Origin of the sequence: Pseudacidovorax intermedius (genome assembly GCF_003350475.1) — a bacterium.
GTDB classification, from domain to species: Bacteria; Pseudomonadota; Gammaproteobacteria; order Burkholderiales; family Burkholderiaceae_C; genus Xenophilus; species Xenophilus intermedius.
Genome location: NZ_QQAV01000003.1, coordinates 442,730 through 455,148, shown reverse-complemented (window position 1 = coordinate 455,148; position 12,419 = coordinate 442,730). Strand labels below are relative to the sequence as shown.

Annotated in this window: 9 protein-coding genes; all 9 read left to right on the top strand. The window is 71.2% G+C overall.

The genetic code is table 11. The annotated features are described in order from the left end of the window. The first annotated feature begins 100 nt into the window (after positions 1-100). The 9 genes from DFR41_RS11630 (at position 101) to DFR41_RS11590 (ending at position 12,395) form a co-directional block, all read left to right on the top strand. Entirely contained in the window at positions 101-565 is a 465-nt protein-coding gene (locus DFR41_RS11630; protein ID WP_114802813.1) for a hypothetical protein, read from the top strand. A 22-nt stretch (positions 566-587) separates the two neighbouring features. Beyond that, on the top strand, positions 588-1,400 hold the full coding sequence (locus DFR41_RS11625; protein WP_170159356.1) for a cytochrome c oxidase assembly protein: 813 nt from the start codon (positions 588-590) through the stop codon (positions 1,398-1,400). A 75-nt stretch (positions 1,401-1,475) separates the two neighbouring features. Further along, the gene (gene apbC, locus DFR41_RS11620) at positions 1,476-2,567 is read left to right on the top strand and encodes an iron-sulfur cluster carrier protein ApbC (protein ID WP_017758786.1); all 1,092 of its coding nucleotides are present in this window, start codon (positions 1,476-1,478) and stop codon (positions 2,565-2,567) included. A gap of 126 nt (positions 2,568-2,693) precedes the next feature. Further along, positions 2,694-3,644, top strand: coding sequence for a LysR family transcriptional regulator (locus DFR41_RS11615; RefSeq protein WP_114802811.1), 951 nt, complete (start codon positions 2,694-2,696; stop codon positions 3,642-3,644). Between the two features lie 1,339 nt (positions 3,645-4,983). Then, on the top strand, positions 4,984-5,583 hold the full coding sequence (locus DFR41_RS11610) for a formate dehydrogenase subunit gamma (protein ID WP_114802810.1): 600 nt from the start codon (positions 4,984-4,986) through the stop codon (positions 5,581-5,583). Next, complete coding sequence (locus tag DFR41_RS11605) at positions 5,580-7,163, top strand: formate dehydrogenase beta subunit (protein ID WP_114802809.1); 1,584 nt, start codon at positions 5,580-5,582, stop codon at positions 7,161-7,163. The genes DFR41_RS11610 and DFR41_RS11605 overlap by 4 nt, the downstream gene beginning before the upstream one ends. 48 nt (positions 7,164-7,211) lie before the next feature. Then, on the top strand, positions 7,212-10,103 hold the full coding sequence (gene fdhF / locus DFR41_RS11600) for a formate dehydrogenase subunit alpha (RefSeq protein WP_114802808.1): 2,892 nt from the start codon (positions 7,212-7,214) through the stop codon (positions 10,101-10,103). After that, positions 10,093-10,335: a formate dehydrogenase subunit delta gene (locus DFR41_RS11595; protein WP_017757972.1), complete on the top strand. Its 243-nt coding sequence runs from the start codon at positions 10,093-10,095 to the stop codon at positions 10,333-10,335. The genes fdhF and DFR41_RS11595 overlap by 11 nt, the downstream gene beginning before the upstream one ends. Before the next feature lie 155 nt (positions 10,336-10,490). Next, positions 10,491-12,395, top strand: coding sequence for a bifunctional sugar phosphate isomerase/epimerase/4-hydroxyphenylpyruvate dioxygenase family protein (locus tag DFR41_RS11590; protein WP_114802807.1), 1,905 nt, complete (start codon positions 10,491-10,493; stop codon positions 12,393-12,395). The last annotated feature ends 24 nt before the right edge of the window (positions 12,396-12,419 follow it).

The window sequence follows — 12,419 nt, the reverse complement described above, 5'->3', positions numbered from 1 at the left end:
TCCGGACAGTGGCACTGTGCACGCGTCGTCGCTCCCTCTCCCCCAGCCCCTCTCCCGCCAGGGGAGAGGGGAGGAGAGCGGCCCTACTGGGGCGGCGTGGATGCCCCGCTGGCTGTCGCCCGACAGCCCCTGGCAGCTGGCGCTGGGCTTCACGCTGTGGTCGCTCTGGTTCGTGGGGGTCTACGGCGGCGTGTCGGTCGCTTGCGCGGCCCGCTGGGCGGCCGATGCACGCGGGCCGTGGAACGGGGTCAACGGCGCACTGATTGCGGGCACGCTGGCCACCCTCGTCCTGCTGCTGCTGGCCGCGCGCCGCTGCCTGCGCCATGCCCGCGTCCTGCGGGGGCTGGACCCGGCCGGCCCGCGTCGCCCGGCGCGTCCCGCAGACGCCGTGGGCCAGGCCGAGGCCGACGATCCGCCCCCCGGCGAGGTGCCCGAGAGCGCCTTCGCCCAGCGCCGGGAGCGGCGGCGCTTCATCGCCCTGATGGCGGCGCTGCTGCATGGTCTGGCGGCTGCATCCACCGTCTTCGTGGCCTTGCCGCTGCTGCGGCTGCCGCCCTGCCTTTGACCGAACCCGAGGAGTCCCCGTCATGTCGCTCGACCTGATCCGCCTGTGCACCCTCGGCGCCATGCCCGCGCTGCCGCAGGGCTGGTGGTCCGCCTGGAGCCTGGCGCCTGCCATGCTGCTGCCGCTCCTGGCGCTGGCCTTCCATGCCTGCCGGCCGTCGGTGAAGTCGGGCCTGCCGGAGGGTTCCGCCCGTGGCTGGCGGCTCGCGGGGCTGGCCCTGCTGGCGCTGGCGCTGGTCTCGCCCCTGTGCCGCCTCGCCGCCACCCTGGCCGGTGCGCACATGGTGCAGCTGATGGTGCTGGTGGCAGGCTGCGCGCTGCTGGCCGTCGGCTGGGCGCCGCCTCGCCGCAGTTCGCGCATCGCATTGCCGTTGACCGCCGGCCTGCACGGCGGGCTGCTGTGGCTGTGGCATCTGCCGGCCGTCTACGCCGCCACGCTGACCGGCGCCGCGGTGCACTGGGTGGCGACGGCGGCGCTGGCGGTCGCCTCCTTCGCCTTCTTCCACCGCGCCGTGCATGCGCCGGCCCACCGTCGTGGCGCCGTGGTGCTGGCCGTGCTGGCCACGCTGGCGCACACCGGGCTGCTGGGCGCGCTGCTCACCTTCGCCGGCCAGCCGCTCTACGCCCTGCAGGCGCCCGGCGCGCGCGCCTGGGGCCTGGATCCGCTGACGGACCAGCAGATCGCCGGCCTGGTGATGTGGGTGCCCGGGGGCCTGGGCTACATGGCCCTGGCGCTAGGCCTGGCGTTGCACTGGGCTTCTCAGGGCCATCGGGGCCGGCGTCGCGGCGCCCCGGCGGCCCGCGTGTCGGGCAAGCCGGCCGCCCGCCACGGCTGAGGCGGCTTGTCCCTTCCGTAGCAGCGGCCGGCCGCTGCCCCGTAGACTCGCCGCCCAATTGAGGAGCCAAATCCAATGACCGTGACCCCCGAGGGCCTGCTTGACGCGCTCAAGAGCGTCCAGGACCCGAACACCGGCCAGTCCTTCGTGGCGGCCAAGGCCGTGCGCAACCTGCAGATCGACGGCGGCGACGTCGCCTTCGACCTCGTACTGGGCTACCCGGCCCGCAGCCAGCATCCGGCGCTGCGCAAGGCGCTGGTCGCCGCGGCCCGCACCGTGCCCGGCGTCGAGAACGTGTCGGTCAACGTGCTGACCGAGATCACCGCCCATGCCGTGCAGCGCGGTGTGCAGCTGCTGCCGGGCGTGAAGAACATCGTGGCCGTGGCCTCGGGCAAGGGCGGCGTGGGCAAGAGCACCACCGCCGCCAACCTGGCGCTGGCGCTGGCGGCCGAAGGCGCGCGCGTGGGCCTGCTCGACGCCGACATCTACGGCCCCAGTCAGCCCATGATGATGGGCGTGAGCGGCCGGCCCACCAGCCCCGACGACAAGACCATGGACCCGCTGGAAGGCCATGGGGTGCAGCTGATGTCCATCGGCTTCCTGGTCGACCCCGACCAGGCCATGATCTGGCGCGGCCCCATGGCCACCCAGGCGCTGGACCAGCTGCTGCGCCAGACCAACTGGAAGGACATCGACTACCTCGTGGTCGACATGCCGCCGGGCACCGGCGACATCCAGCTCAGCCTGAGCCAGCGCGTGCCGATCACGGGCGCGGTGATCGTCACCACGCCGCAGGACATCGCCTTGCTCGATGCCCGCAAGGGCATCACCATGTTCGAGAAGGTGGGCGTGCCTATCCTCGGCATCGTGGAGAACATGGCGGTGCACGTGTGCACGAACTGCGGCCATGTGGAGCACATCTTCGGCCACGAGGGCGGCAAGAAGATGGCGGCCGAGCGCAACATGGCCTACCTGGGCGCGCTGCCCCTGGCCATGACCATCCGCGAGCAGGCCGACGGCGGCAAGCCCACCGTGGTGGCCGATCCCGAGGGCGAGATCGCCGGCCTGTACAAGGCCGTGGCCCGCCAGGTGGCCATGGGCATCGCGGGCAAGGCCAAGGACTTCTCGTCCAAGTTCCCGACCATCACGGTGAGCAAGAACACCTGATCGTCTGCGGGGCGACGGGCTTCGCGCCGCCCCTCGTCCTTGCAAATCGATCGGCTGCCGATCGATTTGCAAGGAAGCCCGGCGATCATCGGCAGTGGCCGACTTGCCCTGCCGCCTTGCCGACGCATGAACATCCTCGCCTCCCTGCGCTACCTGGCCGCCCTGGCCGAGCACCGGCATTTCGGCCGGGCTGCGGCGGCCTGCCACATCACGCAGCCGGCGCTGTCCAATGCCATGCGGGCGCTGGAGGCCGAGTTCGGCGTGGCCATCGTGCGCCGCGGCCGGGCCTATGCGGGCCTGACGCCCGAGGGCGAGCAGGTGCTGGCCAGCGCCCACCGCATGCTGCACGAGCACGAGCGGCTGCAGCAGCAGTTGCGCAGCGAAGCCGGCCAGCCGCGCGGGCGCCTGCGCATGGCGGCCGTGCCCACGGCCATTCCGCTGCTCAGCCGTTTTGCGGCGCGGCTGCGGGCGCGGCACCCGGGCATCGTGCCGACGGTGCTGTCGATGAGTTCGCTGGAGCTGGAGACGGGACTCGACCACCTCGCCATCGACCTGGCCCTGGGCTACACCGGCCGGCAGGGCCCGGCGGCCAAGGCGCTGCAGACCTGGCCGCAAATCGAGGAGCATTACTTCCTGCTGCGCCGGCCGACCGAAGCGCCAGCGGCCACGATGCTGGCGCGTGGCCAGCCCATCGGCTGGGCCGAGGCGGCGGCGCTGCCGCTGTGCCTGCTGACGCCCGAGATGCACAACCGCGCGATCGTCGACGCCGCCTTCGCCGAGGCCGGTGCGACGGGCGTGGCGCCGGCGGTGGAGACCAACTCCGTGCTCACGCTGGTGCTGGCCGTGCAGGCGGGCGACGTGTGTGCGGTGCTGCCCGGCGCGATGGTCGACACGGTGCGCGGCCAGCCGGGCCTGGTGGCGCAGCCGCTGGTGGGGCCGACCGTGCGCACGCCCTTGGGTTTCATGGCGCCGGCGGCGGTGCGCCCTTCGCGGGCGCTGGAGGCGGCGCTGGGGCTGCTGCAGTCGCAGGAGTGGTTGTCCGAACTGCGGGCGCATGGCGGGGCGCTGGAGGCGTGATGTCCGTGCGTCGTCTCTAAGGAAGTCGCCGTGTTGCCGCCTGACGCCGGACTGCTGGATGCGCTGCGGGCGCTGTGGGAACTGCTGGTGATGGTGGGGCGGTTCTTTCTCTGGCTGTTCAACATCGGGCGCTGAGGGCGGGTTTTGCGATCTGGTCACCCTTCAGGGCCTAGGCTGGATTGCGGTTGCGGGTTGCGGGTTGCGGGTTGCGGGTTGCGGGTTGCGGGTTGCGGGTTGCGGGTTGCCGGTTGCCGGTTGGTGGTTGGTGGTTGGTGGTTGGTGGTTGGTGGTTGGTGGTTGGTGGTGGGACGTTGCCGGGGCGCGCGAGTGGCAGGGGCGCTAACCCGGCAGAGGGCGCCGGCATGCGTGCTCCCGGTGCACGCTCGCGCTGACCGGCTTGGTGCACAGGGCGGGTGCTCGCTCTCCACCGACGTGCTTGGGGTACTGCACGGCGCCGCGAATGGCACCTCCGCACGCACACCGGCACCCTCCGCCTCGACGCTGCGCCCGAACGGCCGGGTTCGGCCGCCCGGATCCTCACTCCGTTCGCCCTGAGCTTGTCGAAGGGCAGAGCGGCGCGCGGCGCAAATGCCCGGCGGTGCTTGAGCCGCTTGCTTGCTGCCCATAGGGGCGAGGCTTGGACAGGCTCAGCCCGAACGGCCTGTGGGTTGATTGGTCCGCCTCGTCCCAAAACGCCAAGACCCCGGGACCAGGACCAGGACCCCGGGACTCCTGGACTCAAGGACTCAAGGACTCAAGGACTCAAGGACTCAAGGACTCAAGGACTCAAGGATCCCACGGCCCTGATGGCCTCAAGCCCCGACGACTTGAAAAGGGGAGGGCTCGCGCGCAGCGTCGAGGCGGAGGATGACGGTGTGCGTGCGGAGGTGCCATTCGCGGCGCCGTGCAGTGCGCAAGGCGCGTCGGTGGAGAGCGGGCACCCGTCTGGTGAGGCAAGCCGGTCAGCGCGAGCGTGCACCGGGAGCGCGCATGCCGGCGTCCTCTGCCGGGTTAGTGCCCCTGCTTCTCGCGCACCCCAACCCCAACTCCGACCCCGGACCCGGACCCGGACCCGGACCCGAATAGGAGGTCCAGAAGCGCACCGACCCCGAACCCGAACCCGACCCCGAACAGGAGACCCAGAAGAGACCCCAACCCCGAGTGCCATTCACGCTGCCAGCCTAGCCCATTCAATCCCTGAATCGCCCCATGTCGCGAAGCAATTTGCGACCGGCACCCCCCGCGCGCACACTCCCGCCGAGACAACTCCAGCGTCACCGGCCGGCCGCCGTCCACGCGCATGCGGCGCGGCATCCGAGCGCCCGGTGCCCGCCCCACGATGGCCCAGATTCCGACCCCACCCGCCGGCCCCGCGCGCGTCCGCAGCGAACGCGTGCTCGCCACTCCCGACGAACTGCGCGACCGACTGCGCCAACTGGGCCGCGCCCCCGCCGAAGTCGCCGATCCGCGCCTTGCCACGGTGCGCGAGATCGTCGCCCGCCACGCCCTGCAGCGCGGCGGCCTGCTGCCCGCGCTGCACGACGTGCAGGACGCGCTGGGCTGCGTGCCGGCCGAGGTCGTGGGCGAGATCGCCCTGGGCTTCAACCTGTCGCGCGCGGAGGTGCATGGCGTCATCAGCTACTACCACCACTTCCGCAGCGAACCCGCCGGCCGCCATGTGCTGGAGGTCTGTCGCGCCGAAGCTTGCCAGTCCATGGGCGCCGACGCGCTCTGGCAGCATGCCTGCGAAGGCCTGGGCCTGCCCGAAGCGGGCGGCACGCGGCCCGACGGCGGCATGACGCTGCAACCCGTCTACTGCCTGGGCCTGTGCGCCCAGTCGCCAGCCGCCATGCTCGATGGCCGGCCGCATGCGCGGCTCTCGCCCGAGCGGCTGGACCGCGTGATGGGCGCCTGCATGGCGACGGAGGTGACGGCATGAACCCCACCACCCTCTACGTGCCGCGCGACAGCGCGGCCCTCGCCGTCGGCGCCGACGAGGTGGCCGCCGCCATCGAACGCGAGACCGCGGCCCGCGGCCTGTCGGTGCGCCTCGTGCGCAACGGCTCGCGCGGCATGCTGTGGCTCGAAACCCTGGTCGAGGTGCAGACGTCGCGAGGCCGCGTGGGCTACGGCCCGGTCGCGCCCGAGGATGTGCCGGCGCTGTTCGAAGCCGGCTGGCTCCAGGGCGGCGCGCATGCGCTGGCGCTGGGCGTGGTCGATGAACTGCCGTGGCTCCAGCGCCAGCAGCGCCTGACCTTCGCGCGCGTCGGCCTCACCGATCCGCTGTCGCTGGCCGATTACGAGGCCCATGGCGGCCTCCTGGGCCTGCGCCGCGCGCTCGCCATGCCGGCCACCGAGGTGGTGCAGCAGGTGACCGACTCGGGCCTGCGCGGACGCGGCGGCGCGGCCTTTCCGGCCGGCATCAAGTGGAAGACGGTGGCCGCGGCCGCGGCCAGTCACAAGTACGTGGTCTGCAATGCCGACGAGGGCGATTCCGGCACCTTCTCCGACCGCATGGTCATGGAGGGCGACCCCTTCGTGCTGGTCGAGGGCATGACCATCGCCGGCATCAGCACCGGCGCCACGCGCGGCTACATCTACGTGCGCTCCGAATACCCCTTCGCCGTGCGCACGCTGCGCGAGGCGGTGGACATCGCCCGCACGGCCGGCATCCTCGGGCCCGACGTGCTGGGCAGCGGCCGGGCCTTCGACATCGAGGTGCGCATGGCTGCGGGCGCCTATGTCTGCGGCGAAGAGACGGCCCTGCTCGAGAGCCTGGAAGGCAAGCGCGGCATCGTGCGCGCCAAGCCGCCGATCCCGGCGCTGTCGGGCCTGTTCGGCCAGCCGACGGTGATCAACAACGTCATCACCTTCGCCTCGGTGCCCATCATCCTGGCGCGCGGTGCGGCCTTCTACCGCGACTACGGCGTGGGCCGCTCGCACGGCACGCTGCCGATCCAGATCGCGGGCAACGTGCGCCGCGGCGGACTGGTGGAGCTGGCCTTCGGCGTCACGCTGCGCGAGCTGCTCGTCGACTGGGCTGGCGGCACCGTCTCGGGCCGGCCGGTGAAGGCGGTGCAGGTCGGTGGTCCGCTGGGTGCCTACGTGCCCGAGTCGAAGTGGGACGTGCCGCTCGATTACGAGGCCTACGCCGCCATGGGCGCGGTGGTGGGCCACGGCGGCATCGTGGTGCATGACGACACGGCCGACCTCTCGCGGCTGGCGCGCTACGCCATGGAATTCTGTGCAATCGAATCCTGCGGCAAGTGCACGCCCTGCCGCATCGGCTCGACGCGCGGCGTCGAGGTCATCGACCGCATCACCGCGCGCGCCGGCACGGCCAAGGCCGAGCAGGTCGAGCTGCTGCGCGACCTGTGCGACACGATGCTGGCCGGTTCGCTCTGCGCCATGGGCGGCATGACGCCGTACCCGGTGCTGTCCGCGCTCGACCATTACCCCGAGGACTTCGGGCTGCAGCCGGCCGACGCCGCGCAGGCCACTGCCGGCGCCGTCGCCTGACGCGCCACCTCCGCACGAAGAAAGAACGAGACCCGCAAGGAGCCCCCGATGCTCGACCACCTCAAGACCACCGACCACGGCACGCCGCTGCGCGAGTCCACGCAGGCAGTCACGCTGGAGATCGACGGCCAGTCCGTCACCGTGCCGCAGGGCACCTCGCTGATGCGCGCCGCCGTCGATGCCGGCGTGCAGGTGCCCAAGCTGTGCGCCACCGACAGCCTGGAGCCCTTCGGCTCCTGCCGGCTGTGCCTGGTCGAGATCGAGGGCCGCAAGGGCTTTCCGGCCTCGTGCACCACGCCGGCCGAGGCGGGCATGAAGGTCCGCACCCAGAGCCCGAAGCTGCAGAAGCTGCGCAAGGGCGTGATGGAGCTCTACATCTCCGACCATCCGCTCGACTGCCTCACCTGCTCGGCCAACGGCAACTGCGAGCTGCAGGACATGGCGGGCGTCACCGGCTTGCGCAACGTGCGCTACGGCTTCGACGGCGCCAACCACCTGAAGGCGGCCAAGGACGAGTCCAACCCCTACTTCAGCTACGACCCGTCCAAGTGCATCGTCTGCAATCGCTGCGTGCGCGCCTGCGAGGAGACGCAGGGCACCTTCGCGCTCACCATCAGCGGCCGCGGCTTCGAGTCGCGCGTGTCGCCAGGCCAGGACCAGCTCTTCATGGAGAGCGAATGCGTGAGCTGCGGCGCCTGCGTCGAGGCCTGCCCCACGGCCACGCTGCAGGAGAAGTCGGTCATCGAGCTGGGCCAGCCCGAGCACAGCGTGATCACTACCTGCGCCTACTGCGGCGTCGGCTGCGCGTTCAAGGCAGAAATGAAGGGCACGCAGGTCGTGCGCATGGTGCCGTGGAAGGACGGCAAGGCCAACGAGGGCCACAGCTGCGTCAAGGGCCGCTTTGCCTGGGGCTATGCCACGCACCAGGACCGCATCACGACGCCCATGATCCGCGCGAAGATCACCGACCCGTGGCGTGAGGTGAGCTGGGAGGAAGCCATCGCCCATGCGGCCTCGGAGTTCCGCCGCATCCAGGCCAAGCATGGGCAGGACGCCATCGGCGGCATCACCTCCAGCCGCTGCACCAACGAAGAGACCTACCTGGTGCAGAAGCTCATCCGCGCGGCCTTCGGCAACAACAACGTCGACACCTGCGCGCGGGTGTGCCATTCGCCCACCGGCTACGGCCTGGGCCAGACCTTTGGCACCTCGGCCGGGACGCAGACCTTCAAGTCGGTCGAGAAGAGCGACGTCATTTTGGTGATCGGCGCCAACCCGGCGGCGGCCCATCCGGTGTTCGCCTCGCGCATGAAGAAGCGCATCCGCCAGGGCGCGCGCCTGATCGTCATCGACCCGCGCGAGACCGAGATGGTCCGTGGCCCGCACCTGCAGGCCGACTTCCACCTGGCGCTCAGGCCCGGCACCAACGTCGCTGTGATCAGCGCGCTGGCGCATGTGATCGTCACCGAGGGCCTGCTGGCCGACGACTACATCGCCGAGCGCTGCGACGAGAAGTCCTTCAAGGCCTGGAAGGACTTCGTCGCCCGCCCGGACAACGCGCCCGAGGCCATGGAGGCCATCACTGGCGTGCCCGCGGCCGTGGTTCGCGGCGCCGCGCGGCTCTACGCCACCGGCAATGCCGAGGGCGTGAAGACCGGCAGGACCGTCAACAGCGCCATCTACTACGGCCTGGGCGTGACCGAGCATGCGCAGGGCTCGACCATGGTGATGGGCATCGCCAACCTGGCCATGGCCTGCGGCATGGTCGGCCGCGAGGGCGTGGGCGTGAACCCGCTGCGCGGTCAGAACAACGTGCAGGGCAGCTGCGACATGGGCAGCTTTCCGCACGAGCTGCCGGGCTACCGCCACATCAGCGACACCACCACCCGCAGCCAGTTCGAGGCCGCCTGGGGCGTGGAGCTCAGCCCCGAGCCGGGCCTGCGCATTCCCAACATGTTCGACGCCGCGCTGGGCGGCAGCTTCAAGGGCCTGTACTGCGAGGGCGAGGACATCGTGCAGTCCGACCCCAACACGCAGCATGTGGCGGCGGCGCTCTCGGCCATGGAATGCATCGTGGTGCAGGACATCTTCCTGAACGAGACGGCCAAGTACGCCCATGTGTTCCTGCCCGGCTCCTCCTTCCTGGAGAAGGACGGCACCTTCACCAATGCCGAGCGCCGCATCTCGCGCGTGCGCAAGGTCATGCCGCCGTTGGCGACGTATGCGGACTGGGAGGTGACGCAGCTGCTGGCCAACGCGCTGGGCTACCCGATGCACTACACGCATCCGCGCGAGATCATGGCCGAGATCGCGGCGCTCACGCCGTCCTTCGCCGGCGTCAGCTACGACAAGCTCGACCAGCACGGCAGCCTGCAGTGGCCCTGCAACGACAGCACGCCCGAGATCGGCACACCGATCATGCACATCGACAAGTTCGTGCGCGGCAAGGGCCGCTTCATCGTCACGCAGTACGTGGCCACCGACGAGAAGGTCACGCCGCGCTTCCCGCTGCTGCTGACCACCGGGCGCATCCTGTCGCAGTACAACGTGGGCGCGCAGACACGGCGCACGCCCAACAACCAGTGGCACAGCGAGGACCGGCTGGAGATCCATCCGCACGACGCCGAGGAACGCGGCATCCACGACGGCGACTGGGTGGGCATCACCAGCCGCGCCGGCGAGACCGTGCTGCGCGCCACCGTCACCGAGCGCATCCAGCCCGGTGTGGTCTACACCACCTTCCACTTCCCGGAGTCGGGCGCCAACGTCATCACCACCGATAGCTCCGACTGGGCCACCAACTGCCCCGAGTACAAGGTCACGGCGGTGCAGGTGGCGCCGGTCACCCAGCCGCAGCAACGCTCGGCCTGGCAGCGCGACTACGCCCGCTTCAATGCCGAGCAGATCGCCCACCTGGAGGCCGCCACCGATGGACGCTGACAACTTGGTGCGCATGGCCAACCGCATCGGCGACTTCTTCGCCGCCCAGCCCGACCGCGAGGAGGCGCTGGTGGGCATCGCCGAGCACCTGAAGAAGTTCTGGGCGCCGCGCATGCGGGCCGACTTCCTGGCAGTGGTGGATGCGGGCGCGCCCGCCCTGCATCCCCTGGTGCGCGAGGCGGTGCAAGGGCATCGCGCGCAACTTGCACCGGTCGCCCGGGTTCAGGGTTAACCCCGGACGCGTGCGATCATCGAACGCACGGGTGCGTTCAGCGAACAGCCACGCACGGGCGACGTTGTAGGCGCAGGCCGCGTCTTCTTAAAGTCGCGGCCGTTTCGGCCACTTTGGGCCGACCCTCGACCTCTTCGTCCCAAGCTCTGCCGCCCATGCGCCGTTCCATCGCCACCGTCTCCCTCAGCGGCACGCTGCGCCAGAAGCTGGAGGCTGTGGCCGCGGCGGGCTTCGACGGCGTGGAGCTGTTCGAGCCCGACTTCACGCACTTCCCCGGCTCGGCCGCCGACCTGGGCCGCATGGCCGCCGATCTGGGCCTGACGATCGACCTGTTCCAGCCCTTCCGCGACTTCGAGGCGATGCCGCCCGAGGCCTTCACCCGCAGCCTGGACCGGGCCGAGCGCAAGTTCGACCTCATGCAGGCCATGGGCGTGCCGCTGATGCTGTGCTGCTCCAACACCTCGCCGCTGTGCGTGGACGCACCGGCGCTGGCCGCCGAACAGCTGCATGCGCTGGCCGACCGCGCCGCGCGCCGCGGCCTGCGCGTGGGTTTCGAGGCCCTTGCCTGGGGCCGCCACACCTCGCTCTACGGCCAGGCCTGGGACATCGTGCGCCGCGCCGACCATCCGGCGCTGGGCCTGATCCTGGACAGCTTCCACACGCTCTCGCTGCGCGACGACCCGGCCGGCATCGCCGACATCCCGGGCGACAAGATCTTCTTCCTGCAGATGGCCGATGCGCCGCTGATGAGCCTGGACGTGCTGCAGTGGGCGCGCCACCACCGCTCCTTCCCCGGCCAGGGCGATTTCGATGTCGTGGGCTTCTACGAGCAGGTGCTGCTGGCCGGCTACAGCGGCCCGCTGTCGCTGGAGATCTTCAACGACGTCTTCCGCGAGACGCCCAACCGCCGCACCGCGGTGGACGCGATGCGCTCGCTGCTGTATCTGGAAAGCCAGGTGCGCGAGCGCCTGACAGCCCGCGCCGCGGCGCCCGAGCCCGACGCCCGCGCTGCCTCGGCCCTGGCGCTGCGCGGCCTGGCCGAGCCGCCGGCCGCGCCGGCCTTCGCGGGCTTTGCCTTCATCGAATTCGCAGCCGACGAGGCCACGGCGCCGCAGCTCGACGTGCAACTGCGCCAGTTGGGCTTCCGCCGCGTGGGCCGTCACCGGTCCAAGGCGGCCACGCTGTACCGGCAAGGCGACATCGCCATGATCGTCAATGCCGAGCCGGCCTCCTTCGCGCGCAGCCGCTTCGAGCTGCACGGCCCCTCGGTCTGCGCCCTCGGCCTGCGCGCCGCGCAGCCGCAGGCCGCGCAGGACCGCGCCGTCGCCCTCTGCTCGCAGCGCCATCGCAGCCCGCTCGGGCCGGGCGAGGTGGAGGTGCCGGCCATCGTCTCGCCCGGTGGCAACCTGATGCACTTCGTCGACGCGGCGCTCGGCCCCGACGGGCTGTTCGCGGCCGACTTCGTGCTGGACGAGGGGCAGGCGCCCGACGCCGGCCTGCAGCGTGTGGACCATGTGGCCCTGGGCCTGAACCTGGACCAGTACGACACCTGGACACTGTTCACCCGCGCCGTGCTGGGCCTGTCGCTGGCCGAGAGCCAGGAGCTGGCCGATCCCTTCGGCCTGGTGCGCAGCCGCGCCGCTGCCGACGCAAGCCGCAGCCTGCGGCTGGTGCTCAATGCCTCGCTCAGCCGGCGCACGCTCACCGCCCGCGCGGTGAACCGACGCGGCGACGGCGGCGTGCACCACATCGCCTTCGCCTGCGAGGACATCTTCGACGCGGTGGCCCGGCTGCGCGCGCGCGGCGTCGCCTTCCTGCCGATCTCGCCCAACTACTACGACGACCTGCCCACGCGCTTCGACATCGAGCCGGCGCTGCTGGCCCGCATGCGCGAGGCCGGCGTGCTCTTCGACCGCTCGGCCGACGGCGACTTCCTGCACATCTACACCCGCGCCGCGGACGAAGGCCTGTTCTTCGAAGTCGTGCAGCGCATCGGCGCCTACGACGGCTATGGCGCCGCCAACAGCGCCGCCCGCATGGCGGCCCAGGCCCAGGCCTGAGTCAGCCGTCGCCTCTTACCCTCA

Bases quoted from the DNA above. Each gene is read 5' to 3' on its own strand.
- DFR41_RS11630 (WP_114802813.1), top strand. From the start codon at position 101: ATGCCCCGCTGGCTGTCGCCCGACAGCCCCTGGCAGCTGGCGCTGGGC.
- DFR41_RS11615 (WP_114802811.1), top strand. From the start codon at position 2,694: ATGAACATCCTCGCCTCCCTGCGCTACCTGGCCGCCCTGGCCGAGCAC.
- apbC (WP_017758786.1), top strand. From the start codon at position 1,476: ATGACCGTGACCCCCGAGGGCCTGCTTGACGCGCTCAAGAGCGTCCAG.
- DFR41_RS11605 (WP_114802809.1), top strand. From the start codon at position 5,580: ATGAACCCCACCACCCTCTACGTGCCGCGCGACAGCGCGGCCCTCGCC.
- DFR41_RS11625 (WP_170159356.1), top strand. From the start codon at position 588: ATGTCGCTCGACCTGATCCGCCTGTGCACCCTCGGCGCCATGCCCGCG.
- DFR41_RS11610 (WP_114802810.1), top strand. From the start codon at position 4,984: ATGGCCCAGATTCCGACCCCACCCGCCGGCCCCGCGCGCGTCCGCAGC.
- DFR41_RS11595 (WP_017757972.1), top strand. From the start codon at position 10,093: ATGGACGCTGACAACTTGGTGCGCATGGCCAACCGCATCGGCGACTTC.
- DFR41_RS11590 (WP_114802807.1), top strand. From the start codon at position 10,491: ATGCGCCGTTCCATCGCCACCGTCTCCCTCAGCGGCACGCTGCGCCAG.
- fdhF (WP_114802808.1), top strand. From the start codon at position 7,212: ATGCTCGACCACCTCAAGACCACCGACCACGGCACGCCGCTGCGCGAG.